The sequence below is a fragment of the Pseudomonas californiensis genome (genome assembly GCF_021147775.1).
Taxonomy (GTDB): Bacteria; Pseudomonadota; Gammaproteobacteria; order Pseudomonadales; family Pseudomonadaceae; genus Aquipseudomonas; species Aquipseudomonas californiensis.
Window position 1 is genome coordinate 315,615 of sequence record NZ_JAGTPK010000002.1, and the last position, 24,929, is coordinate 340,543.

Below are 24,929 nucleotides of genomic sequence, written 5' to 3' on the forward strand. Positions count from 1 at the left end.
CCTGCCTGAAGCCAGCCACAACAGGACGCAGCGGTATCAACTGTTGCGTTATCAAACGTTCTGCGGCGGCGCGGGTCAGACCTTCCAGCGCGTGGGCGATGCCACGTGACGGCGGCGTGTGATTCAATGCGTGTCTGCCTGTTCTCTACTCATTCAAGGATTCTGATTTTGGCTGCTGGAAGCTTGCTTACGCTGCTCGACGACATTGCAACCCTGCTCGATGACGTGGCGCTGGCCACTAAAAAGACGGCAGGTGTTCTGGGTGATGATCTGGCGCTCAACGCCCAACAGGTCACAGGTGTTTCAGCCGACCGCGAATTGCCGGTGGTGTGGGCGGTGGCCAAGGGGTCGCTGCTCAACAAGGCGATTCTGGTGCCGGCAGCCCTGTTGATCAGCGCATTTGCGCCTTGGGCGATTCTGCCGCTGTTGATGGTTGGCGGTGCGTTTCTGTGTTTCGAAGGGTTCGAGAAGATCGCGCACAAATGGCTGCACGCTGACGACGGCGAAGCGCACGAAGAGCGCAAGCAGGCGACTACCGATGCATCGTTGGACATGGTGGCGTTCGAGAAAGAGCGCATCAAGGGTGCGATTCGTACTGACTTCATCCTGTCGGCCGAAATCATCGTGCTGGCATTGGGCGTGGTGTCCAGCCGGCCTTTCATGGATCAGGTCGGCGTGCTGGTCATCGTTGCGGTGTTGATTACCGTCGGTGTTTACGGCCTGGTGGCGGGCATTGTGAAACTGGACGATCTGGGCCTTTACCTGAAGAAACGTGCGAGTTCGCTGGCGCAAAAAACGGGTGCCGGTCTGCTGTGGCTGGCGCCTGTGCTGATGAAGCTGCTGTCGATTCTTGGTACTGCCGCGATGTTCATGGTCGGCGGCGGGATTCTGGTCCATGGCTTGCCGTTTGCGCACCATTGGGTCGAAGGCGTAACTGCCAGTGCAGCGGGTGCTGTGGGCGGTCTGTCGGTCATTGTTCCGACGCTGATCGATGCCGTTGCCGGGATCATCGCCGGTGCAGTGCTGGTCTTGCTGGTGACCTTTGCAGGCAAGGCATGGAAAGCCGCACGCGCCTGACCTGCTTTTGAAAGCCCCCGCCGTCAGGTGGGGGCTGCAAGACTTCAGAAGAAGACTTTGACCAGCAGGCTTGCCGTGTTCTGGTTGGTATCGAACGCAGCCGTGTCCTTGATGCCGTATTTGTTGCTCCAGTAATCGTATTCGATACCGACGTAGAGTTGTCTTTCCGGGTAGCTCAACGCTTTACCCAGGTCATACTTGATCTGCGGGTTGAAGTGCAGGTTGGAGTGATACGTGCCACGCGACGTCTTGTCGTTGTCCACCACCCAGTCCATGAAACCGTCAATCAGCACATCAGACTTGCCCACGGGAATGGTGTAAGACCAGACCGGCGTGATCTGCCAGACGCCGTCGCCCGGACGGTTGCCCTCGGTCTGGCGCTGATAGAAGTTGAGTTGGAAATAATCGAAACCCGGAATCTTCAGGTCAAACGCAGGGCCGATCAGGTAAGACTCGTTATCGCCTTCGCCAAACTCGTAAGTGGCGGCCAGCAGCACATCGCTGATCGGCCCGAACTCAAACTTCTGGCCAAAGATCTTGCCCAGCGACAAGCGTGGCGAGAACTCGCCGTAGTAAGTGTTATCGCCCGCGTTCGCATCTTTCTTGCCGTTATAGAAAATCTTGTCGACGAAGAAGAAGTTGTCGCCGTACTTCCAGCTGTCAGCATGTTCGAACGTAAATGTCTGTTGGTTTTCCGGGTTGACCGCAAAGTCCCGTCCATTGAGATAGGTCAGGCTGTTGCTCTGCCACTGGAAGATATCCGCCATCGCGGGTGCTGCGCTCAGCAGACTGCTGGTCAGTAATACGTTGGAAAACGTACGGTTCATTCGAGATTCCCTTGAGTGTGATCATGGTGTTCGGACCGGCGCTCTGTAGTTGGCGCCTTGTCCGCAGGTGTAATAATTTGTCTGTTTGGTCAGCTTTGAGTTGTTAGCAAGAGCTGCGCCAATTGCCAATGAAAAGCCACAGTCATCCTCTCACCGACACTGGAGTGTCGGTTTCACCTGTTTTATCAGGAGCCACGAGTGCCTGATCGCGCAATTGCCTGGTTGGCTGCCCGGTCAGGTTGGATAAACAGAGAGGTAACGGCGGGTTCGGTTGCGGCGGCGGAGGATACTGGCCCGAGGTGTCTGGCTCAAGTGCTCCAGAGCGGGGCGTGCAGAGCGAAACTGGGGCAGCTTGGCTGAGGCCAGTTTGCACATGTGCATCGCGTGCAGACTGGCCTCAGTGTACGGATCAGTTGGTTTTGGCGCCCTGGTCGATCCAGGCGCCCACCAGGTCGCGTTCCTGCTGGGTCATCTGGGTGATATTGCCCAGTGGCATGATCGGCGAAGCGACCGCCTGGGCTTTGATGCGCGGGGCCTGTTGCTGGATCTGCTGCGGCGTATCGAACATCACCCCGGCGGGGGCGACGCTGAACAGTTGGCTCGTGGGACTGGCTGAATGACAGACCGTGCAGCGCTGTTGGATCACCTCATGCACTTTCGTGAAATCCGCGCTGGCGACCGCTGTAGCCGGTATTGCTGGCGCGGGCGCTGCCACGGGTTCCGGACGCTTTTCGTCAGCGCGATAACCGCCGACGGCAGTGCCGGGCAGCGGCTGATACTGGATCTGTGCAGCCGTCTGCGGTGGTTGAGCCGGGCCGGTCACGTACGCCAGGCACAGCATGCCCAGTGCGGCGGCGGGCAGGGTCCAGGCGAAGCGATGGCTGTTATGACGAGTGTTGAAGTAATGCCGCACCATGACCGCCAGCAGCGCGATGGCGGCCAGGATCAGCCAGTTGTACTGGCTGCCATAGGTACTCGGAAAGTGGTTGCTGATCATGATGAACAGCACCGGCAGCGTGAAGTAGTTGTTGTGCCTTGAGCGCAACAGACCCTTGGCCGGCAGGCTTGGGTCGGGCGTGCGGTTTTCAGCGATGGCGGCGACCAGTGCCCGCTGGGCTGGCATGATGATGCGAAACACGTTGCCAACCATGATCGTGCCCATGATCGCACCGACATGCAGGTACGCGCCGCGCCCGCTGAATACCTTGCTGAACCCGTAAGCGGCGGCCACCAGCAGCACGAACAGGATCAGACCGAGCAGGGCAGGGCGTTTGCCCAGCGCCGAGTCGCACAGAAAGCTGTAAATGAACCAACCGACAAACAGCGAGCCCAGGCCGATGTGGACCCCTTCGGCACCGGTCAGGGTGCTACCCGGTGCCAGCAGGTACAGCGTCGGGTTGGCGTAAAACACCACGCATAGCAGTGCCACACCGGACAGCCAGGTCGAATAGGCCTCCCATTTGAACCAGTGCAGTTTCTCCGGCATGGTCGGCGGGGCGAGCTTGTATTTTTCCAGGTGATAGATGCCGCCACCATGGATCGCCCACAAGTCCCCGGACAACCCTTCGCGCGGGTTGGCGCGGTTCAGGTTGTTTTCCAGCCAGACGAAGTAGAACGATGCACCGATCCAGGCGACGCCCACTATCATGTGAATCCAGCGTACGCCCAGATTCAGCCATTCCATCAGATGTGCCAGCACAGTGATACCTAATGCCTGTCACCACTTGGCGGGTGCTCAGGCCCTTCCTATGGGTTGGGATCGAGAACCATCAACTGGTCCTCTGCAAAGTAATGCTCATCGCAGTTGTTGCCGGTTCCACTGCGATCAACCACCAGGAAGTCATCCCGCTTTTCGATCGTCAGCACCGGGTGGTGCCAGACGCCGCGATGGTAATTGACACCCTGCCTGCCGTTGGACACGAAGACGCGGGTCAGCTCTGATTCAGGTGCATCGCCAACTGGCGCGACCACGATCAGAAAAGGGTTGCCGAGCAGTGGTATGAACGCCTGACTGCCCTGCGGGTGACGCTCCAGCATGTTGATGATCAACGGCATCGGCAGCGCTTCGGCGCGGAAGATACTGATGATTGCCTTGTCGTCCGGTTGTGCGGTTTGCACCTCGGCCAGACGATGAAAGCGCATGGTCGAGCCGTTATTGATCATGAAGTGATCGCTGCCATCGGCTTCAATGACGTCGCCGAAAGGTGCGAAGGCTTCCTTGGTCAGTGGCTCGATTGTCAATGTGCGCATGCGGGTTCTTCTGTTTTTGAATTCAATTGAAGTGAGGAGGTCGTCACCTGGGACAGAGCGTGCGCCAGCCGCGAGCTTGCGTACGCTCTGCGCGGGCATTTATCGGGCCACTTTGCCCAGCACCCGAAGTCTGCTGACGCCGCCGTCCGGGAACACGTTCAGGCGGATATGGGTAATCGGGCCGATGGCTTTCACCTGCTCGGCGAACTCGTGCTCGGCATGCATGCTCAGCTTCTGGCTGGGCAGCAGTTCGCGCCAGAACAGGCTCTGGGTTTCGATCTGGTTGTCGGTGCCACCTTTGACGAAGGCGCCCTGAATCGAGCAGCTGTCCGGGTAGTTGCCCTTGAAGTGCAGGGTATCGACGATGACTTTTTCGACTTCGCCCGCGTGCCCCAGCGCGACGATGACCCAGTCATTGCCAGGTGTGCGACGACGTGCGGTTTCCCAGCCGTCGCCCATGTTCACCCCACGGCCAGGGTTGAGGATGTTGCTCATGCTGCCGTAGTGCTCATCGGAACAGGCAATCGAGCGACCGCCATTGAGGGCCGCTACCAGATCGATCTGTTCGGTCTCGCTGACTTTTGACCAGTCGCGGTGCGGCACGCCGTAAACGCGCAGGCGAGCCACGCCGCCGTCGGGGTAGATATTGAAGCGCAGGTGGCTGAACGCCTGGTCATGGCTGATTTCATGATAGTGATGGCTGTTGCCCTGCAGTTCGACCGACGACAGTACTTCGGTCCAGGCGGTGTTCTCATCCGGCTCGCCCGAGGCCAGGAAGCAGGCTTCCAACGAAGCAGAAGGCGGGAAGTTGCCGGTGAAGTACGAGGTGTCGATGTCCACGCCTTTGATGGTGCCCGCCACGCCCAGGCGAATCACTGCGCTGTCGTAACCCTCGAAACGCTTGCGGCGCGACTCCCAGCCATCCATCCACTTGCCGTTGTCATCGAACACGCCTTCTTTCCAGACCGCGGGGGTCGGTTGAAACAGGCGGTTGGCGTCGGCGAACCAGTCATCGGTCACAGACAGGATTTTTGTGCCCAGACGCGCGTCTGCCAGGTTGACGAACTTCTCGAACGGTGCGGCGTAAACTTTCATTCTTCTTGTCTGCCTTCTAAACGTTGAGTGCTTGGGCGGCGTGCAGCGCCTGCAAGCGGAACAATGCGATTTTGTTGATCTCGGCCAGTGCGCATGCGAACTCTGCCTGGGCCGAGTGATGGAGGCGTTGCTCGAACGCCGCCAGGATCTTGTGTCTGTCGCTGCCCTTGACCGCCATGATGAACGGAAAGCCGAACCGCGCCTTGTAAGCCTGATTCAACTCGGTGAAACGTTGAAACTCCAGAGGCGTGCACTGGTGGATGCCGGCACCTGCCTGTTCGTCGCTGCTGGCCTGGGTCAGCTCGCCCTGAACCGCAGCCTTGCCTGCCAGGTCCGGGTGGGCATTGATCAGTGCCAGTTGTTGTTCATGGGTGGCGTTGAGTAACAGGGCGCTCATGCGCGCATGCAGCGTCTGAACTTCGTCCAGTTCGGCATCTGCCCCTTGTTCATAAGCCAGACGGGCCAGCCACGGCGAGTGTTCGTAGATATCACCAAAGACTGCGACGAAGGCGTCGCGGCTCAGGGACGAGGGCTTTGGGTTCTGGAAGTGACTCATCGCGCCGCCGTGCCGGTAAAGGGGTGTTCCGCGTGCCAGTGACGCGCGATATCGACGCGTCGAGTGAACCACACCTGTTCATGACTCTTGGCATATTCTATAAAGCGCTTGAGCGCCGCAAGCCGCGCAGGGCGGCCGATCAGTCGGCAGTGCAGGCCTATGGAAAGCATCTTCGGCGCGTCTTCGCCTTCGGCATACAGCACATCGAAGGCGTCTTTCAGATAGTGGAAAAACTGATCGCCATTGTTGAAGCCCTGGACCTGCGTAAACCGCATGTCGTTGGTGTCCAGCGTGTAGGGAATCACCAGGTGGGGCTTACCGTTCGGGGTGTTGGGTTCCCAGTAGGGCAGGTCGTCGTCGTAGGTGTCGCAGTCGTAGAGAAAGCCGCCTTCCTCCATCACCAGTCGGCGGGTGTTGGGCCCGGTGCGACCTGTGTACCAGCCCAGGGGGCGTTCACCGCTGATTTCAGTGAGGATGCGAATGGCCTGAAGCATGTGTTCGCGTTCCTGAGCCTCGTCCATGTTCTGGTAGTCGATCCAGCGGTAGCCGTGGCTGCAGATCTCATGCCCGTCGGCGACCATGGCGCGAATCACGTCCGGATGACGTTGCGCGGCCATGGCCACAGCAAATACGGTCAGCGGGATATCGAACTGCCTGAACAATTTGAGAATGCGCCAGACGCCAGCCCGACTGCCGTACTCGTAAAGCGATTCCATGCTCATGTTGCGCTGACCCTGCAAAGGTTGCGCGGCCACCATCTCGGACAGAAACGCTTCGGACTCCTTGTCGCCATGCAGGATATTGCGCTCGCCACCTTCCTCGTAATTGAGCACGAACGACAAGGCGATACGCGCTTTGCCCGGCCAGCGAGGGTGGGGTGGGTTATTGCTGTAACCGATCAGGTCGCGTGGATAGTCGGCGCTCACTGCAAGCTTCCTTTTGTGCGAGATATCAGGTGCGGTGCGGATAACGGAGCGGGCACAGCATTTCAAGGATTGTATACAATATGAAAATAGAATTGTAACGTAGATTTTCTTCTTCGCCGTCTTTGACGATGTGCAGGCAGGCGATGTATCAGACCAAGCAAGAAACCTGCCCGACTGGTCAAATTACGAGAAAAAATCTGATTACTTTCCTTTGCTTCAGTCATTCTGGTTCCATTCTGGCGTAGGTGACTGACGGCGCCGGCCATGGCCTGTTTAGTGTGTACAAGCTTTTTCAAAAGTGTCTTAATCGGTTGCGCTGATTAATCGCCAGGCACCTGATTGGTGCGCTTCTGTCGATTGGACGATCTTCATCCACAGGTATCAAGCAGGGAGCGACACAGTGGGAAAATTGACAACGCATGTACTGGATACCGCCCACGGCTGCCCCGGAAGCAGCATCAGGGTCGAGCTGTATCGGGCGGATGGCGAGCGATTGGTGCTGGTCGCCAGCGCGATCACCAACAGTGACGGTCGCTGCGACACGCCGTTATTGCAGGGTGAGGATTACCGGTCCGGCGTGTATCAACTGCACTTTCACGCAGGCGATTATTACCGCATCCGCGGCACCGAGCTCGACGAGCCGGCGTTTCTCGATGTGGTGGTGCTGCGCTTTGGCATTGACGCAGGTCAGGCTCATTATCATGTCCCGCTGTTAGTCTCGCCCTACAGCTACTCGACATACCGAGGCAGCTGATTATCTTGCCCGCGCGCACTGCGGGCCTTTTTCTGCGCGCTCCGCCTGTCATCAGGTACAGGCGCGCCGTCAGGTTTTGCACTGTGTACAATGCGCCCGTCCGACGCCGTAATCCATTTGCGCACGAGTGCCCATGAACGACCAGTCCCTGCCTCTCAAGAAACCGACGCGCACTGCGAAAGCTCCGAGTAGCGTGACCCAGGACGATATCGTCTATGCGCACATCTTCGATGCGATCCTTGAGCAGCGTCTGGCGCCTGGCACCAAGCTGAGCGAAGAGGCGTTGGGCGAGATTTTCGGCGTCAGCCGCACCATCATCCGTCGTGCCTTGTCGCGTCTGGGTCATGAAGGTGTCGTGCAACTGCGGCCGAATCGTGGTGCGGTGGTCGCCAGCCCCAGCGTTGAAGAAGCCCGTCAGGTGTTTTTTTCCCGGCGTCTGGTGGAAAAGGCGATTACTGAATTGGCGGTCGAGCATGCCACGGCTGACCAGCTTGCCGAATTGCGCCAGATGGTCAGTGATGAGCGCGACAGCTTCGCGCGTGGGGATCGCGGCGCTGGTATTCGTCTCTCAGGGGAATTTCACCTGCAACTGGCGGTGGCGGCCAGGAATGCTCCGCTGATCAGCTTTCAGCGCAGTCTGGTGTCGCAGACCTCGTTGATCATCGCCCAGTACGAAACCGGCAACCGCAGCCATTGCTCCTACGACGAGCACAATCAACTGATCGATGCCATCGAAGCCCGCGACGCTGCGCTGGCGGTCGAGTTGATGATGCACCACATGGATCACATCGACAGCAAGCTCAATCTGGATGAAGACGTGATCTCGGATGACTTGCAGGCCGTGTTTTCACATTTGCTGGGCAAGAAAAAGACGACGCGCCTGGCGCAGTAGCGGCGCCGAGCTGCCGAGGTCAGCCCGGCTTCTGATTGCCTTGCTCGCGCAGCGCCTGGGTCTTGCGATGCAGGAACACGGTCAGGACGAGCCCGCCCAGCGAGGCGAAAGCCGCGAACAAAAAGATTGAAACAAAACCAAAGCCCGCCGCAATGGCGCCCGCCAAAGGACCGGTGACACCCAGCGACAAATCAATGAACAGCGAATAGGCACCGACCGCAGCGCCCCGGCTGGAGGCCGGTACCAGGTTGACGGCCTCGACGCCCAGCGCCGGGAACACCAGCGAGAAACCAAAACCGGTCAGCGCCGCACCGGCCAGTGCCAATCCTGGCGTGGGCGCCATCCAGAGCAGCAGCAGCCCCAGCGTCTCAACCGACAAGCAGACGATGGCGACGCGAAAGCCGCCCAGACGGTTGATCAGATTGCCGAACAGCAAGCGTGCTGCGATGAAACTGCCGCCGAACAGGGTCAGGCACAGCGCCGCGTTGGGCCAGTGATTGCTGGCGTAATACAGAGTGATGAATGTCGCAATAGTACCGAAGCCGATGCCGCCCAGCGCCAGGCCCATGCCGTGGGGGAATACCCGTCCAAGCACATGCATGAAGGGCAGGCGCTCGCCGTGCACGATGGGTGCAGCCTGTTTTTTCCATGTGAGCAGCAGGCCGATTGCACACAGCAGCATGATGCTGACACCCACCGTCCAGAGCCCGAATGCGCTGACCATCCACACGCCCAGCGGTGCACCAATGGCCAGTGCGCCGTAACTGGCGATGCCGTTCCAGGAGATGACCTTGGCAGTGTTCTGCGCGCCAACCCGGCCGATGCCCCAACCGATCGAGCCAGAGCCCACCAGGCTTTCTGCAGCACCGAGAATCACCCGGCCGATCAGCAGAATGATCAGGCTGGCCATCGGCCAATCCTGTAGCCAGATCGGCACGAGCATGAACACGCCGCTCAACCCACATCCGGTCAGGCCGAATTGCACGGCTTTCTTGCTGCCCAGGTTGTCGATGATGCGGCTGGCCCACGGTCGGCTGACCAGGGTGGCGAGGTACTGGACACTGATTACCAGGCCCGCGATCACTGCACCGAAGCCCAGATCGCTGTGCACATAACCCGGCAGAACGGCCAGGGGAATGCCGATGTTCAAATAACCGATAAAGGTGAACAGGACGATCGAAACGACGGTCAGCGTGACGGCAAACGGCGTTTGTTGGACAGCGCTTTTTGAATCGGGCATGGGGCGGGCTTTCATTCTGGAGACGGTCTGGAAATTGTGCTTCGAGATGGGCGGGTAAAAACCCTTAGCAAGCTCTCGATTCGCTCATGATAGCGGCGCATTGGACAATGCAGGGGCAACAGACTGAAATAAATTCGGGATGAGGGCGGATCAGGGAGGTTGTTACGGCTTGGACGGTGCGACCAGTTGCGTGGTGACCAGCGCGGCCAGTGCGTTTTCCTGGGTGCCGAAGCGTGCGAGCAGCGCGTTCTGTTTTTCCGGGCTGAGACGGGCCCAGATTTCAATCATCCTTTCGGCGGTGCCGATCAGTGCGCTGGCTTGGGTTTCGGTAAAGTCGCTCATGAAGTCCTGCCTGTATCGTTGGTTTTCCAGGCGTATTGAAAATCGGCAGAACCGTTTTTCGATACGCCTGAAAACAATCGCCTTCAGTCTTCGCGTCGGGCTTTCTGGCTGTCTTGAGCCGAGGGTGCTGCTTTCATTGCGGCAGGTTGACCAAGCTCCTGTTGAGCCAATGTCGACTGCTGTGGTTCCTGTTGACCTGGTGGGAAGTTAGGGATTTCGTGCATCGTCGTCTCTCCTCGCAAGGGGTTGCAGATAGAACCGTGCTTCAAAAAGCCTGCGCAGGATACCCCACTGAAAATGACAATCCGGATATTTTTTTCAACTGATTGACTGAACGGCGAAACAAAAAACGGTTTTTACTGTCTTTGCGGCTTGCGCCAGCTGGTCGTCAGCGTCTGTGCGTGCGTGCGCAGACAGGGCTCGTTGGGCATGTTTTGCCAAAAATTGCGGGTTGGCCGCGGGTCCCAGGCTCCTGGGGTGAATTTACGGGTCGCGAAGGCTGCCTTGAGGGCGATACATCCCCAACAGATTTTCTGGCTTGTTCGTCAGCAAGCGAAACGCCGCCCGGCTGACGCCCACAGAATGAATGCTTGCCTGTGGGAACGAGCTTGGCGGCGTTGCGTTTGCGCGCGAAAGGATCAATCTTCGCTTCAGTCTTTGCACACTGCCGCAATGGCCTGTGCCAGTTGATCAAGGCGTGTGGCGTCGATGCCGGCAATGTTGGCGCGACCAGCGTTGACCATATACACGCTGTGCTCATGACGCAGGCGGGCGACCTGGTCGTCGTTGATGCCCGTGTAGGAGAACATTCCGCGTTGCTGCGCGACATGGGCAAAGCGTTCACCAAGGCCCAAGGGCGTCAACGCTTCAACCAGACCACTACGCAATTGCGCGATGCGCTGGCGCATTTCTTCCACTTCATCGGCCCACAAGCTTTTCAACTCAGGGTCGCCAAGGATTTCTGCCACCACCGCGGCACCATGGTCGGGCGGGTTGGACCACAGGTTGCGGGCGATGCCTGCCAACTGGCTGCGCACATCCAGCAGTTTCTCGGTGTCTGCCGCGCAGATGATCAAGGCACCGGTGCGTTCGCGGTACAGGCCGAAGTTTTTCGAACAGGAGCTGGTGATCAGCAGTTCCGGGAGTTGCGCGGCGAACAGGCGGACTGCCCAGGCATCTTCTTCAAGGCCGTCACCAAACCCCTGATAGGCGAAGTCGATCAAAGGCAGCAGGTCGCGACTGCGAACGATATCCAGCACTTCACGCCAATCGGCGTGCGACAGGTCAAAGCCGGTCGGGTTATGGCAGCAGGCGTGCAATAACACCACGTCCCCGTGGGGAACCTGACGCAGTGTGTCCAGCATGCCTCCGATATTCAGGCGGTTATCGCTGCCCACGTAAGGGTAGTGCCCGACCTTGAGGCCGACCTTGTTGAAGATCGTCTCGTGGATGGGCCAGGTCGGGTCGCTGAGCCAGATACCTTTGCCGGGCAGGCATTGCGCTATGAAATCCGCCGTCAGGCGCAATGCCCCGGTGCCGCCAGGCGTTTGCGTCGCGCCGACGCGCTGGTCGGCGATCACTGCCGATTCACCGCCCAGCACCAGTTCACTGATCAGCGTGCCGAAGCGCGGCTCGCCATGCCCGCCGATGTAGGTCTTGGTCAATTGCCGATCGACGAGCCGCTGTTCTGCCAGTTTCACCGCACGAGGAATGGTGGTCAGGCCCTGCGAGTCCTTGTAGACGCCTACGCCCAGGTCGAACTTGGCGGGGTTGGTGTCGTTGGCGTACGCGTCGATCAGGCTCAGGATCGGATCGCCCGGTACTCGTTGGATATCCTTGAAGTGCATTACTTGCGGCCCTCGGCGTCTTTGGCCACCTCGTCGGTTCGGGCAGCCATGATGAAGTCGTTGCGGTGCAGACCCTTGATCGAATGGCTCCACCAGGTCACGGTCACTTTGCCCCACTCGGTGAGCAGGCCTGGGTGGTGACCTTCTGCTTCGGCAATTTCGCCGACCGCATTGGTAAATGCCAGCGCAAATTTGAAATTCTTGAACAGAAAGACTTTCTCCAACTGCATTACGCTGTCACGGACTTCGATGTTCCAGTCCGGGATCTGCCGAAGCAGTTCCGGCAGCTCGGCTTCACTGACTTGCGGGGCATTGGCGTTACAGGCTTCGCAGCTGGCCTGGTTGAGTGTGGTCATGAGCGTTATTCCTTGTTTTGTGGCGAGGCGACAGTCAGTCAGGCCGCCTGGGTTTTGGCTTTGGGTGGGAATTGGGCGCATGCAGGCCCAACTGCATACCGCGCTCGACCATGGCCATGATGTCTTCCTGCGCCAGGTCAAACAGACGCTTGAGGTCCGGGAGTACAAAGTACACCGGTTGCAGGATGTCGATGCGATAAGGCGTGCGCATGGCTTCGAGTGGGTCGAACGGCTGATGTTCCGGGGCGGTAGACAAGCTATACACCGCTTCCTTGGGAGAGGAGAGAATGCCGCCGCCGTAGATGCGGCGTCCTTCGGCGGTGTCGACCAGGCCGAACTCGATGGTCATCCAGTACAGACGGGCAAGGTAGACGCGCTGCTCTTTGGTCGCGCTCAGCCCCAGTTTTCCGTAGGTGTGGGTGAACTCGGCAAACCAGGGGTTGGTGAGCAGCGGGCAGTGGCCAAATATCTCGTGAAAGATGTCGGGTTCCTGTAGATAGTCCAGTTCTTCTTCGGTGCGAATGAACGTTGCCACCGGGAAGCGCTTGCTGGCCAGGAGTTCGAAAAAGGTCTGAAACGGAATCAGCGCAGGGACGCGTTCGACCTGCCAGCCAGTGGTCGCAGCCAGTACCCGATTGATCTCGCCAAGTTGGGGGATACGGTCATGAGGCAACCCCAGTTGCTCGATTCCTTCCAGATACTCGCGGCAGGCGCGACCCTCTATTACCTTCATCTGGCGCGTTATCAAGGTGTTCCACACGGCGTGTTCGGCCGCCGGATAGTCGATAAAACCGGTGGCGTCGGGCTCGCGTGCCACGTACTGCGTCTGGGCCATGCTGATCTCCTCGAAGGTTATTGTTGTTGTTGTCAGTCGCGCTGTCATGTGCGTAAAGCTTGATCAAGGAATAGCCCGATCACCGTCACCTGTCAGCCCCCGAAGACCGGAGCTTGCGCGCCATAAGTACGATCTTCGTAACGAAAACTTTACGGCGGGTCCGATGCGGCGTCTGATCAGTATGTTTTAACGCGAAGAAAGCAATGGGCTGTCACGTATTGTTGACGCTAAACTTCACACCACAACAAAAATACAGACGCTCACAGGAGCCGACCCCTCATGCGCATCAAGGTGCACTGCCAAAACCGGATTGGCATTCTTCGCGACATCCTCGAGCTGCTGGTGAGCTATGGGGTCAACGTGGCCAAGGGCGAGGTCGGTGGCGAACATGGCGACGCGATTTACTTGTATTGCCCCAACCTGATCAACCTGCAGTTTCAGGCCCTGCGCCCCAGGTTCGAGGCGATCACAGGCGTGTTCGGCGTCAAGCGCGTCGGCCTGATGCCCAGCGAGCGACGGCACATGGAGCTGAATGCTCTGCTCGGTGCGCTGGAGTTTCCGGTCCTGTCCATCGACATGGCTGGAGCGATTGTCGCGGCCAACCGAGCGGCGGCGCAGTTGTTGGGCGTGCGGGTTGACGAGGTGCCGGGGATTGCGTTGTCTCGCTACGCCGAAGACTTCGACCTGCCTGCGCTGGTGCGCGCCAATCGCTCACGAATCAACGGACTGCGGGTCAAGGTGCGAGGCGACGTGTTTCTGGCCGACATTGCGCCTTTGCAGTCCGAGCATGACGACAGCGAAGCCATGGCAGGCGCCGTGTTGACCTTGCATCGCGCGGATCGGGTGGGCGAACGCATTTATCATGTTCGCAAACAGGAGCTGCGCGGCTTCGACAGTATCTTTCAAAGCTCGAAAGTCATGGCGGCGGTGGTGCGCGAAGCACGCCGCATGGCACCGCTGGATGCACCATTGCTGATCGAGGGCGAGACAGGTACCGGCAAAGAGTTGCTGGCCCGCGCGTGCCATCTGTCCAGCCCACGTGGGCAGTCGCCCTTGATGGCGCTCAATTGTGCCGGGCTGTCCGAGTCCATGGCAGAAACCGAGCTGTTCGGCTACGACCCTGGCGCCTTCGAAGGTGCCCGGACGGAAGGGCGACTGGGTTTGCTGGAGCTGACTGCGGGCGGCACGTTGTTTCTTGACGGTGTGGGTGAGCTGAGCGCACGGATGCAGGCCAAGCTGCTGCGCTTTATTCAGGACGGTTGCTTTCGTCGAGTCGGCAGTGACGAGGACATGTTTCTGGACGTGCGGATCATGTGCTCGACGCAAGTCGCCCTGTCTGAATTGTGCGCGCAGGGCGCTTTCCGGCAGGACCTTTACCACCGCCTCAATGTACTGTCGTTGCACATACCCCCGTTGCGTGAATGCCTGGATGGTCTGGAAACGCTGGTCGAGCATTTTCTCGATCAGGCCAGCCGGCAGATCGGATGTCCGTTGCCGCGGATTGCACCGGCTGCGATCAAGCGACTGAGCCAGTATCACTGGCCGGGCAATGTTCGCCAGCTGGAAAACGTGTTGTTTCAGGCGGTGTCACTGTGCGAGGGCGGTGAGGTCCAGGCTGAACACATTCGGCTGCCCGACTACGGCGCGCGCCAGGCGCTCAATGAGGTATCCCTGGAAGGTGGGCTGGATGCCATTGTCGGACGTTTCGAGAAGTCGGTGCTGGAGCAACTGTATGGGCAATACCCGAGCAGTCGGCAGTTGGGGAAACGGCTTGGGGTTTCACATACCACCATTGCCAACAAGTTGCGCGATCACGACATTCACAAGTAAGGATGATGGCAAACTTGCATCTAAAAGTTGAGTGTTTCTATTAAACAAGTGCACGGATCAATCAGTGTGCAGGGCGCCTCGCAATACTGATATTTGCGAGGCGCAGCGCAGCCAAGATGATGTACAGGAAGATCAGCCGTTGCTGCAGCCGTTGCCCATGACCTGGTAGCTCATGATGTGCTGCTTGCCTTGCGAGTCTTCATAGACCATGCGGGCGGGGACTACCTGGCAGACGTCCGGGATCTGGCTGATGGAGATCACGCGGGCGATGTCCAGATGCGTGCCGTAGGTATATTGCTCGACACGTGCCTGTTGCATGGCCACTTTGGTCTGTGATTCCTCGGCCATGGCGAATGCACTGAAACCGCAAAGTGCCAGGACCGCGATTGAAACTTTCATTGCTGTTTACCTTCTTCAGGGCGAATGGGTTCGCTTGACGTTTCTACGGTCAAGGTCAAAACGAGTAAGGTTTGATAGCCGGTCTGCGTGGGGCAGCGGTTGTTGGTCTGGTTGGTTGCCTTGTGGGGCGGAAATAATTCTAGGCCTGTCGTGCAGGGATTTATATAAAGGCTTTTGATAAAACCTGTCATTGAAACGGTAACAATCACACTCGGTGATCAGGTGCGGTTTTCCCCAGGCGCGTGCAGCCGGTAAGACCAACGTCGAATGGCCCCTCCGGGTGGGGCGGGATACAACGGAGCCATAAAACAACAACTATCCACCGAGGTAACCAAGATGAGTGCAGCTTCCCTGTACCCCGTCCGCCCAGAAGTCGCAGCGACTACGCTGACGGATGAGGCGACCTACAAGGCCATGTACCAGCAGTCGGTGGTCAACCCCGACGGTTTCTGGCGTGAGCAGGCCAAGCGCCTCGATTGGATCAAGCCCTTTACCCACGTCAAGCAGACCTCGTTCGACGACCACCGTGTCGACATCAAATGGTTTGCCGACGGCACTCTGAACGTCGCCTACAACTGCCTCGACCGTCACCTGGAAGAGCGCGGCGACAGCATTGCAATCATCTGGGAAGGTGATGACCCTTCCGAGCACCGCGAGATCACTTACCGCGAGCTGCATGCTGAAGTCTGCAAGTTCGCCAACGCCTTGCGTGGTCAGGATGTACACCGCGGCGACGTCGTCACCATCTATATGCCCATGATCCCCGAGGCTGTGGTCGCCATGCTGGCGTGCGCCCGGATCGGTGCGATCCACTCGGTGGTGTTTGGTGGTTTCTCGCCAGAAGCGCTGGCTGGCCGAATCATTGATTGCAGCTCCAAAGTGGTTATCACGGCGGATGAAGGTCTGCGCGGTGGCAAGAAAACCCCGCTCAAGGCCAACGTTGATCGTGCCTTGACCAACCCGGAAACCAGCAGCGTCCAGAAGGTCATCGTCTGCAAGCGTACTGGTGGCGAGATCGAATGGAACCGTCATCGCGACATCTGGTACCACGCCCTGCTGGAAGTGGCATCAAGCACCTGCGCACCGAAAGAAATGGGCGCGGAAGAGTCGCTGTTCATCCTTTATACCTCAGGTTCCACCGGCAAGCCGAAGGGCGTGCTGCACACCACGGCGGGCTACTTGCTTTACGCAGCACTGACCCACGAGCGTGTGTTCGACTACAAACCCGGCGAAGTCTACTGGTGCACCGCAGACGTGGGCTGGGTCACCGGGCACAGCTACATTGTCTACGGCCCGCTGGCCAACGGCGCGACCACCTTGCTGTTCGAAGGCGTGCCGAACTATCCGGACATCACTCGCGTGTCGAAAATCATCGACAAGCACAAGGTCAATATCCTCTACACCGCGCCAACCGCGATTCGCGCCATGATGGCCGAAGGCACCCGCTCTGTTGAGGGCGCTGATGGCTCGAGCCTGCGTCTGCTGGGGTCTGTCGGTGAGCCGATCAACCCTGAGGCCTGGGGCTGGTACTACGACACCGTTGGCAAGAAAAACTGCCCGATCGTCGATACGTGGTGGCAGACCGAGACGGGCGGCATCCTGATCAGCCCTTTGCCTGGCGCAACCGCGCTCAAGCCAGGCTCGGCGACGCGTCCGTTCTTCGGCGTGATCCCTGCGCTGGTGGATAACCTGGGCAACCTGATCGAAGGCGCGGCCGAAGGCAATCTGGTAATTCTCGATTCGTGGCCGGGTCAGTCACGTTCGCTTTATGGCGACCATGACCGTTTCGTCGACACCTACTTCAAGACCTTCCGGGGCATGTATTTCACCGGCGACGGCGCGCGCCGTGATGAAGACGGGTACTACTGGATTACCGGCCGTGTGGACGATGTGCTGAACGTGTCCGGCCACCGTATGGGCACCGCTGAAATCGAAAGCGCGATGGTTGCGCACCCCAAGGTCGCCGAAGCCGCCGTGGTCGGCGTGCCACATGACCTGAAAGGGCAGGGCATCTACGTTTACGTGACCCTCAATGCGGGCGAAGTCGCCGACGAAGCCTTGCGCATCGAGCTGCGTAACTGGGTGCGCAAGGAAATCGGTCCGATTGCTTCGCCCGATTTCATTCAGTGGGCGCCGGGCTTGCCGAAAACCCGTTCGGGCAAGATCATGCGTCGCATCCTGCGCAAGATTGCGACCGGCGAGTACGATGCGTTGGGTGACATTTCGACCTTGGCTGATCCTGGCGTGGTGCAGCATCTCATTGAAACCCACAAGACCATGAGCGCGGCCTGATCTGCTGATTGCCTGACTCACTGCTGCGCCCCGTTTGGCCAACGCTGAACGGGGCGTTTCTGTTTCCAGTGGGTGCCAAATGCTCTGGACAGGGGCGCGTGAGACGGCCAAGCAGGATATATATCGAATTGTTACGGGTTTACCCGATGTGTAGGGCAGTTGATTCCTTGTGGGACATGAGCTCTGGCGTTTGTAGGAAGCGGGTGCGTTTTTTCAGGTTTCATGAGATCGATTCAACGCTGGGCTTGCCGGATTAGAAGGCTTTGCCAATAATGGGCGCGTTTTTTGCTGTATCAACTGGTTTTATTCTTCTTGCTTGATCAAGAGTTTTAAGTCTAGTCAATAGGGTGGGTGATTTTTCTGGTGCTTCTGTAACTAGTTGTCGCATTGAAGAAATATCGACTTCGAACCTGTCGTTAAAATGCCCACCACTCGCTGATGGCCGGGAACCGCCAATCCGGTTCCACGCCCTGACGTCGCGCTCTCTAGATATCCTTCCCGCATTTTGGGTTATGGCCCACTCTGCCACTTGTCGCGCTTTACCGATGGAGTCCTGGAAATGAAAAAGCTCATGCTTATTGGCGCGCTGGCGTTGTCCGTGCTTGCCCAGCCGGTTTTTGCAGATGAAAAGCCGCTGAAGATCGGCATTGAAGCCGCCTACCCTCCGTTTGCCTCCAAGGCACCGGACGGCAGCATCGTTGGTTTCGACTACGACATCGGCAATGCACTGTGTGAAGAAATGAAGGTCAAGTGCACTTGGGTCGAGCAGGAGTTCGACGGTCTGATCCCGGCGTTGAAAGTGCGCAAGATCGACGCGATTCTGTCCTCGATGTCCATCACTGACGACCGCAAGAAGTCCGTGGATTTCACCGGCAAGTACTACAATTCCCCGGCGCGTCTGGTCATGAAAGATGGCACCGTGGTCAGCGATAACCTGGCTGAGCTCAAGGGCAAGAAGATTGGCGTGCAGCGTGGCTCGATCCACGAACGTTTTGCCCGCGAGACTCTCGCACCTCTGGGTGCTGAAGTGACGCCATACGGTTCGCAGAACGAAATCTACCTGGACATCGGTGCGGGTCGTCTGGATGGCACAGTGGCTGACGCCACGCTGTTGCAGGACGGCTTCCTGAAAACCGACGCTGGCAAGGGTTATGCGTTTGTCGGCCCGTCGTTTACCGATCCAAAATACTTCGGTGACGGTATCGGTATCGCCGTGCGTAAAGGCGACAAGGCCAATCTTGATCGCATCAACGCGGCCATCGCAGCCATCCGTGCCAACGGCAAATACAAGGCTATCCAAGACAAGTACTTCGATTTCGATATCTACGGCAAGTAAATCGTCGCGGTACTGAACGAGATGGCGCAAACAGAATTGCCTGGGTTGCGCCATTTTTATTCCACGCTTGAGGACTGCACATCATGTTGAAAGGCTACGGGGCTGTGATCCTCGAAGGTGCCTGGCTGACTTTGCAGCTCGCCCTGTCATCGATGGCTCTGGCAATCGTTCTAGGTCTGATCGGCGTGGCGCTTCGCTTGTCACCTGTGCGCTGGCTTGCCCGGCTGGGTGATTTGTACAGCACGGTGATCCGCGGTATTCCCGATCTGGTTCTGATCCTGCTGATTTTCTACGGCGGCCAGGACCTGCTCAATCGTGTTGCGCCGCTGCTGGGTTTTGACGATTACATCGATCTCGATCCGCTGATGGCCGGCATCTGCACGCTTGGCTTCATCTTTGGTGCCTACCTGTCCGAGACTTTTCGCGGTGCCTTCATGGCGATTCCCAAAGGGCAGGCCGAGGCGGGCATGGCGTATGGCATGAGCGGCGGCAAGGTTTTTTTCCGCATTCTGGTGCCGCAGATGATCCGTCTGGCGATTCCGGGCTTCACCAACAACTGGCTGGTGTTGACCAAGGCTACCGCACTGATTTCCGTGGTCGGTCTGCAGGACATGATGTTCAAGGCCAAGCAGGCGGCTGATGCCACCCGCGAGCCTTTCACCTTCTTTCTGGCCGTGGCAGCCATGTACCTGGTCATTACCAGTGTCTCGCTGCTGGCCCTGCGTTATCTGGAAAAACGCTACTCCGTGGGCGTAAAGGCGGCTGACCTATGATCTTCGACTACAACGTCGTCTGGGAAAGTCTGCCGCTGTACTTCGGCGGCCTGCTGGTGACCCTCAAGTTGTTGGCGATTTCCCTCGCGTTCGGCCTGCTCGCGGCGTTGCCGCTGGGCCTGATACGGGTTTCGAAAAAGCCGTGGGTCAACGTACCTGCCTGGCTTTATACCTACGTGATTCGCGGTACGCCCATGCTGGTGCAGCTGTTTCTGATCTATTACGGCCTGGCTCAGTTCGAGGCGGTGCGCGAGAGCTTCCTGTGGCCGTGGCTGTCCAGCGCAACCTTTTGCGCCTGTCTGGCGTTTGCCGTCAACACCAGCGCTTACACCGCCGAGATCATCGCCGGCAGCCTCAAGGCAACTCCTGCCGGTGAAATCGAAGCTGCGCGGGCCATGGGTATGTCGCCGACCAAAATGTACCGCCGCATCCTGCTGCCTTCGGCACTGCGCCGGGCGCTGCCGCAGTACAGCAACGAAGTCATCATGATGCTGCAGACCACCAGTCTGGCGTCCATCGTGACCCTGATCGACATCACCGGCGCAGCCCGCACGGTCAACGCCCAGTTCTATCTGCCGTTCGAGGCCTATATCACGGCGGGCGTTTTCTACCTGTGTCTGACATTCATTCTGGTGCGCCTGTTCAAGATGGCTGAACGTCGCTGGCTGGGCTATCTGGCCCCACGGAAGGTCTGAAATGCAAAGAACCGATCATGTATTGCCGTGGAGCACCCTCGGCACCGCGCGTCAATTGAGTGTGTTCCGCTTCGGCACCGGCGAGCGCAAGGCCTACATTCAGGCCAGCCTGCACGCCGATGAACTGCCCGGCATGCGCACGGCGTGGGAATTGAAGAAACGCCTCGTCGAACTGGAACAGCAGGGCGCACTGAAGGGCGTTGTCGAGCTTGTGCCTGTGGCCAATCCGCTGGGCCTTGGGCAATTGCTGCAGGGTGCGCATCAAGGGCGCTTCGAGTTCGGCAGTGGCAAGAATTTCAACCGTGATTTTGTCGAACTGAGCGAGCCGGTCGCCGAATTGCTGGAAGGCCAGCTGGGTGAAGACCCGCGGGCCAATATTCAGATGATCCGTCAGGCCATGGCCACCGTGCTGGAGCGTTTGCCCGCCCCGCAATCCGAGTTGCAGGGCATGCAGCGCATTCTGCTCAGTCATGCCTGCACAGCGGATGTGGTGCTGGATCTGCATTGCGACGCCGACGCTGCGCTGCACATGTATGCCTTGCCGCAGCACTGGCCGCAATGGCGTTCGTTGTCGGCGCACCTGAATATCCAAGTGGCGCTGTTGGCCGAGGATTCGGGCGGCAGTTCGTTCGACGAAGCCTGCTCGTTACCCTGGCTGCGCCTGTCGCGCCTTTTTCCGCAGGCGCAGATTCCGTTGGCGTGTCTGGCGACCACTCTTGAGCTGGGTGGGCAGGCGGATACCGGCAAACACCAGGCCGAAGCGCACGCCGAGGGCATTCTGGCATTTCTGGCCGAGCAGGGCTTCATCAGTGGCGACTGGCCGCAGCCTGGGCATGAGGCCTGCGAAGGCATGCCCTTCGAGGGCACCGAATTGCTCTATGCGCCGCATCCCGGTGTGGTGACATTCTTGCGCGCGGCAGGCGACAGGGTCGAAGTTGGCGAGCCGTTGTTCGAAGTCATCGACCCGCTGTCCGATCAGGTCAGCACCATTTGCGCGAATACGGCCGGGGTGTTGTTTGCCATCGAGCGGCTTCGCTACGCTCAACCCGGTTTCTGGCTGGCCAAAGTGGCGGGGCGCACGGCGCTGCGCCACGGACGTCTGCTCAGTGATTGATCGTTCTGTGAGAACCGAAAGCATGAACAAACTCGAAGTGCTGGACCTGCACAAGCGTTATGGCAGCCACGAAGTGATCAAGGGCGTTTCCCTGACCGCTCGTGCTGGCGATGTCATCAGCATCATCGGCTCCAGCGGCTCGGGCAAAAGCACCTTTCTGCGCTGCATCAACCTGCTTGAGCAGCCGCATGCCGGCAAGATCCTGCTGAACAACGAAGAGCTCAAACTGGTGCCGAACAAGGACGGCGGTCTGAAAGCGGCAGATGCCAAACAGTTGCAGCGCATGCGCTCGCGCCTGTCGATGGTGTTTCAGCATTTCAACCTCTGGTCGCACATGACGGCTTTGGAAAACATCATCGAAGCGCCAGTTCACGTGCTTGGTGTCCCCAAAAAGGAAGCACTGGAAAAGGCCGAGCATTATCTGGCCAAGGTTGGCGTCGCTCATCGCAAGGACGCCTACCCAGGGCACATGTCCGGTGGCGAACAGCAGCGTGTGGCGATTGCCCGTGCGCTGGCCATGGAACCTGAAGTCATGCTCTTTGATGAGCCGACCTCGGCGCTGGACCCGGAGCTGGTGGGCGATGTGCTCAAGGTCATGCAGGGGCTGGCTCAGGAAGGACGGACCATGGTGGTGGTGACGCACGAAATGGGATTTGCCCGTGAAGTGTCCAACCAGTTGGTGTTTCTGCATCAGGGCGTAGTGCTTGAGCGTGGTGATCCGCGTGAAGTGCTGGCCAATCCGCAGACCGAGCGCTTGCAGCAGTTTCTGTCGGGCAGCTTGAAGTGACCGAAGGCATCGCATTGGCGATGCCTTTTTACAACAGAACGGGCATGCTGCGCGTCTCGCGGCACGACCGAATGTTCCAGATCAGGCCGGCTTCAAGGCCTGGCTTTTGCGGCAATAAGTAGCGGATGTCCCAATGACTGCCCATCGAATAGGTTTCCTTGTCTGGCCCGGCACCAAAGCCCTGACCCTGGCGCTTGCCGAGGAAGCCTTGCGCGTTGCTCAGCGTGTTCACCCCGACGTGGTCTACGAATTGTCGTTCCTGCAGGCCGAGGCTGCCGAGCAGCCTGCCCTGGCTGGCGGTTGGCAATTGCCGGGCGAGCCTTGGGCGGGGCGTCTTGAAGGTTTCCACAAGTTGTTCCTGCTGGCGGACGAGCCGCCGGCGCCGATGGCTTCGGCGCTGGGCAGTGCGCTCAAGCAACTGGTCCGGGCAGGTTGCTCGATCGGCGGTCTGTCGGCGGGTGTCTATCCGCTGGCGCAGTTGGGCTTGCTGGATGGTTATCGAGCGGCGGTACACTGGCGCTGGCAGGATGATTTCAGTGAGCGCTTTCCCAAGGTCATTGCCACCAGTCATCTGTTCGACTGGGACCGTGATCGCCTGACCGCCTGTGGCGGCATGTCGGTACTTGACCTGTTGCTGGCGGTGTTGTCCCGTGATCATGGCGCAGAGCTGGCAGGTGCGGTGTCGGAAGAACTGGTGGTCGAGCGTATCCGTGAAGGCGGCGAGCGCCAGCGCATCCCGCTGCAGAATCGTCTGGGCTCCAGCCATCCGAAGCTCACTCAGGCAGTGCTGCTGATGGAAGCCAACATCGAAGAGCCGCTGACCACCGACGAAATCGCCCAGCACGTCTGCGTCTCGCGCCGTCAGCTGGAGCGCATCTTCAAGCAGTACCTCAATCGCGTCCCCAGCCAGTACTACCTGGAGCTGCGCCTGAACAAGGCGCGTCAGATGCTCATGCAGACCAGCAAGTCGATCATCCAGATCGGCCTGTCCTGCGGTTTCTCTTCCGGTCCGCACTTTTCCAGCGCCTATCGCAACTTCTTTGGCGCCACGCCCCGCGAAGACCGCAATCAGCGACGCAGCAGCAGCCCGTTCGAGCTGTCCCCGGTGCCCGCCGAACGCGGTTGAGCATGGCTCAAGGAAGGCGGCGGTGTGGGTCTGCCCTGAGGTGCAACTGTGTTGGGCGTCAATCAACGCATCTGTGTCTGCAACAAATGCTCGGCAACGTTTAAACTGCGCCTTTGTGACGCAATATGTCGCATTGCCGAAAGCCTTGAATGAACACGGTTTTGCGCTGTAACAAGTTGTCGCCTGGCGGCAAGGCCGAACACCAATCAGTCCTTACAATCCTTCTATCGCTCGCCAGTTTCAGGCTGGCGTTCCTCATCAGGAGACTCCGATGTCCGTTGAGCATGCTGCGGTGCAACGCGCCGATTTCGACCAGGTAATGGTCCCCAATTACGCACCGGCCGGGTTTATTCCTGTACGCGGAGCGGGGTCTCGTGTCTGGGATCAGGCGGGTCGTGAGCTGGTGGATTTCTCGGGCGGTATCGCCGTCAATGTGCTGGGTCATTGCCACCCGGCGTTGGTGGGGGCCCTGACCGAGCAGGCCGGTAATCTGTGGCATGTGTCCAATGTCTTCACCAACGAGCCGACACTGCGCCTGGCGAAAAAGCTGGTGGACGCGACGTTTGCCGACCGCGTGTTCTTCTGTAATTCGGGTGCCGAGGCCAACGAAGCAGCCTTCAAGCTGGCGCGTCGTGTGGCGCATGACCTGCATGGGCCCGAGAAGTACGAAATCATTTCTGCCGTGAACAGCTTTCACGGGCGCACCCTGTTCACCGTGAGCGTGGGTGGCCAGCCGAAGTACTCCGACGGTTTCGGGCCGAAGATCACCGGCATCACTCATGTGCCGTACAACGATCTGGAAGCGCTGAAAGCCGCCGTGACCGACAAGACCTGCGCGGTGGTGCTGGAGCCGATTCAGGGCGAAGGCGGCGTGCTGCCCGCGGAACTTGAGTACCTGCAAGGCGCGCGCAAACTGTGCGACGAGCACAATGCATTGCTGGTGTTCGATGAAGTGCAGAGCGGCATGGGCCGCAGCGGTCATCTGTTCGCCTACATGCATTACGGCGTGACGCCAGACATCCTGTCCAGCGCCAAGAGCATTGGCGGCGGCTTCCCGCTGGCCGCCATGCTGACTACCGACAAGCTCGCCAAGCACCTGGCAGTGGGCGTTCACGGTACGACCTACGGTGGCAACCCGCTGGCCTGCGCGGTGGGCGAGGCGGTCATCGACGTGGTCAACACGCCTGAAGTGCTGGCGGGCGTCAACGCCAAGCATCAGCTGTTCAAGGCTCGCCTGGAGCGTATCGGCCAGCAGTACGGCGTGTTCACACAAGTGCGTGGCTTGGGCCTGCTGATCGGCTGTGTGCTGTCGGATGCCTGGAAAGGCAAGGCCAAGGACATTTTCAATGCAGCAGAAGCCCAGGATCTGATGATTCTGCAGGCAGGTCCCGACGTGATCCGCTTCGCGCCGAGCCTGGTGATCGAAGACGCCGATATTGAAGAGGGTCTGAACCGCTTCGAGCGCGCCATCGCCCACTTGACCGCCTGAACAGACGCTTTGCCCTCCGGTGCGCGTCCATGAGACGTGCACCGGACCTCTTTCCGGCACCTTGCGAGCACCGCTCTGTAGGGTGCCTTTT

24 protein-coding genes are annotated in these 24,929 nt (G+C 59.0%); 12 read left to right on the forward strand and 12 right to left on the reverse strand.

Annotated elements, in window-relative coordinates; translation table 11 throughout:
* The first annotated feature begins 168 nt into the window (after positions 1 to 168).
* Complete coding sequence (locus tag KDX37_RS03520; RefSeq protein WP_231651285.1) at positions 169 to 1,077, forward strand: DUF808 domain-containing protein; 909 nt, start codon at positions 169 to 171, stop codon at positions 1,075 to 1,077.
* A 44-nt stretch (positions 1,078 to 1,121) separates the two neighbouring features.
* On the opposite strand, the gene KDX37_RS03525 is transcribed toward KDX37_RS03520, so the two are convergent.
* From KDX37_RS03525 to puuE, 6 genes are all read right to left on the reverse strand, one after another.
* Positions 1,122 to 1,904, reverse strand: a complete 783-nt coding sequence (locus tag KDX37_RS03525) for an outer membrane protein OmpK (protein ID WP_231651286.1) — start codon at positions 1,902 to 1,904, stop codon at positions 1,122 to 1,124.
* 409 nt (positions 1,905 to 2,313) lie between these two features.
* The gene (locus tag KDX37_RS03530) at positions 2,314 to 3,603 is read right to left on the reverse strand and encodes a urate hydroxylase PuuD (protein WP_231651287.1); all 1,290 of its coding nucleotides are present in this window, start codon (positions 3,601 to 3,603) and stop codon (positions 2,314 to 2,316) included.
* A gap of 47 nt (positions 3,604 to 3,650) precedes the next feature.
* A complete protein-coding gene (locus KDX37_RS03535) occupies positions 3,651 to 4,154 on the reverse strand; it encodes an ureidoglycolate lyase (RefSeq protein WP_231651288.1) in 504 nt (167 codons plus the stop codon).
* 99 nt (positions 4,155 to 4,253) lie between these two features.
* Positions 4,254 to 5,249: an allantoicase gene (gene alc / locus KDX37_RS03540; protein ID WP_231651289.1), complete on the reverse strand. Its 996-nt coding sequence runs from the start codon at positions 5,247 to 5,249 to the stop codon at positions 4,254 to 4,256.
* A gap of 16 nt (positions 5,250 to 5,265) precedes the next feature.
* A complete protein-coding gene (uraD, locus tag KDX37_RS03545) occupies positions 5,266 to 5,805 on the reverse strand; it encodes a 2-oxo-4-hydroxy-4-carboxy-5-ureidoimidazoline decarboxylase (RefSeq protein ID WP_231651290.1) in 540 nt (179 codons plus the stop codon).
* Complete coding sequence (puuE, locus tag KDX37_RS03550) at positions 5,802 to 6,731, reverse strand: allantoinase PuuE (protein WP_231651291.1); 930 nt, start codon at positions 6,729 to 6,731, stop codon at positions 5,802 to 5,804. Before puuE ends, uraD begins: the two co-directional genes overlap by 4 nt.
* Positions 6,732 to 7,131: 400 nt before the next feature.
* Between puuE and uraH the strand changes: the two genes are divergently transcribed.
* Complete coding sequence (gene uraH, locus KDX37_RS03555; RefSeq protein ID WP_231651292.1) at positions 7,132 to 7,485, forward strand: hydroxyisourate hydrolase; 354 nt, start codon at positions 7,132 to 7,134, stop codon at positions 7,483 to 7,485.
* Positions 7,486 to 7,618: 133 nt separating this feature from the next.
* Complete coding sequence (locus KDX37_RS03560; RefSeq protein WP_231651293.1) at positions 7,619 to 8,377, forward strand: GntR family transcriptional regulator; 759 nt, start codon at positions 7,619 to 7,621, stop codon at positions 8,375 to 8,377.
* Between the two features lie 19 nt (positions 8,378 to 8,396).
* On the opposite strand, the gene KDX37_RS03565 is transcribed toward KDX37_RS03560, so the two are convergent.
* From KDX37_RS03565 to phhA, 5 genes are all read right to left on the reverse strand, one after another.
* Positions 8,397 to 9,617: an MFS transporter gene (locus KDX37_RS03565; RefSeq protein WP_231651294.1), complete on the reverse strand. Its 1,221-nt coding sequence runs from the start codon at positions 9,615 to 9,617 to the stop codon at positions 8,397 to 8,399.
* Between the two features lie 162 nt (positions 9,618 to 9,779).
* Positions 9,780 to 9,959, reverse strand: coding sequence for a hypothetical protein (locus KDX37_RS03570; protein ID WP_231651295.1), 180 nt, complete (start codon positions 9,957 to 9,959; stop codon positions 9,780 to 9,782).
* A 650-nt stretch (positions 9,960 to 10,609) separates the two neighbouring features.
* Positions 10,610 to 11,806 carry an amino acid aminotransferase gene (locus KDX37_RS03575; RefSeq protein WP_231651296.1) on the reverse strand — a complete coding sequence of 399 codons (1,197 nt, stop codon included), beginning with the start codon at positions 11,804 to 11,806 and terminating at the stop codon, positions 10,610 to 10,612.
* Entirely contained in the window at positions 11,806 to 12,162 is a 357-nt protein-coding gene (locus KDX37_RS03580) for a 4a-hydroxytetrahydrobiopterin dehydratase (protein ID WP_231651297.1), read from the reverse strand. Before KDX37_RS03580 ends, KDX37_RS03575 begins: the two co-directional genes overlap by 1 nt.
* A 34-nt stretch (positions 12,163 to 12,196) precedes the next feature.
* Complete coding sequence (gene phhA, locus KDX37_RS03585; RefSeq protein WP_231651298.1) at positions 12,197 to 12,997, reverse strand: phenylalanine 4-monooxygenase; 801 nt, start codon at positions 12,995 to 12,997, stop codon at positions 12,197 to 12,199.
* A gap of 279 nt (positions 12,998 to 13,276) precedes the next feature.
* Here phhA and KDX37_RS03590 point away from each other — a divergent pair, with 279 nt between their 5' ends.
* Positions 13,277 to 14,827 carry a sigma-54-dependent transcriptional regulator gene (locus tag KDX37_RS03590; protein ID WP_231651299.1) on the forward strand — a complete coding sequence of 517 codons (1,551 nt, stop codon included), beginning with the start codon at positions 13,277 to 13,279 and terminating at the stop codon, positions 14,825 to 14,827.
* Positions 14,828 to 14,959: 132 nt separating this feature from the next.
* On the opposite strand, the gene KDX37_RS03595 is transcribed toward KDX37_RS03590, so the two are convergent.
* Complete coding sequence (locus tag KDX37_RS03595) at positions 14,960 to 15,226, reverse strand: DUF2790 domain-containing protein (protein WP_231651300.1); 267 nt, start codon at positions 15,224 to 15,226, stop codon at positions 14,960 to 14,962.
* Positions 15,227 to 15,562: 336 nt separating this feature from the next.
* On the opposite strand from KDX37_RS03595, the gene acs reads away from it, so the two are divergent.
* The 8 genes from acs (at position 15,563) to KDX37_RS03635 (ending at position 24,838) form a co-directional block, all read left to right on the forward strand.
* Positions 15,563 to 17,518, forward strand: a complete 1,956-nt coding sequence (gene acs / locus KDX37_RS03600; RefSeq protein WP_231651301.1) for an acetate--CoA ligase — start codon at positions 15,563 to 15,565, stop codon at positions 17,516 to 17,518.
* 559 nt (positions 17,519 to 18,077) lie between these two features.
* Complete coding sequence (locus KDX37_RS03605) at positions 18,078 to 18,854, forward strand: ABC transporter substrate-binding protein (protein WP_231651302.1); 777 nt, start codon at positions 18,078 to 18,080, stop codon at positions 18,852 to 18,854.
* Between the two features lie 83 nt (positions 18,855 to 18,937).
* Positions 18,938 to 19,627 (forward strand): ABC transporter permease, encoded by a 690-nt coding sequence (locus KDX37_RS03610; protein ID WP_231651303.1) that lies wholly within the window; start codon positions 18,938 to 18,940, stop codon positions 19,625 to 19,627.
* Positions 19,624 to 20,322 carry an ABC transporter permease gene (locus KDX37_RS03615; protein ID WP_231651304.1) on the forward strand — a complete coding sequence of 233 codons (699 nt, stop codon included), beginning with the start codon at positions 19,624 to 19,626 and terminating at the stop codon, positions 20,320 to 20,322. Before KDX37_RS03610 ends, KDX37_RS03615 begins: the two co-directional genes overlap by 4 nt.
* A gap of 1 nt (position 20,323) precedes the next feature.
* Positions 20,324 to 21,436: a succinylglutamate desuccinylase/aspartoacylase family protein gene (locus KDX37_RS03620; RefSeq protein ID WP_231651305.1), complete on the forward strand. Its 1,113-nt coding sequence runs from the start codon at positions 20,324 to 20,326 to the stop codon at positions 21,434 to 21,436.
* A gap of 22 nt (positions 21,437 to 21,458) precedes the next feature.
* Positions 21,459 to 22,223 (forward strand): ABC transporter ATP-binding protein, encoded by a 765-nt coding sequence (locus tag KDX37_RS03625; protein WP_231651306.1) that lies wholly within the window; start codon positions 21,459 to 21,461, stop codon positions 22,221 to 22,223.
* A gap of 133 nt (positions 22,224 to 22,356) precedes the next feature.
* Positions 22,357 to 23,349, forward strand: coding sequence for a transcriptional regulator ArgR (gene argR, locus KDX37_RS03630; RefSeq protein WP_231651307.1), 993 nt, complete (start codon positions 22,357 to 22,359; stop codon positions 23,347 to 23,349).
* Between the two features lie 271 nt (positions 23,350 to 23,620).
* The gene (locus KDX37_RS03635; RefSeq protein ID WP_231651308.1) at positions 23,621 to 24,838 is read left to right on the forward strand and encodes an aspartate aminotransferase family protein; all 1,218 of its coding nucleotides are present in this window, start codon (positions 23,621 to 23,623) and stop codon (positions 24,836 to 24,838) included.
* The last annotated feature ends 91 nt before the right edge of the window (positions 24,839 to 24,929 follow it).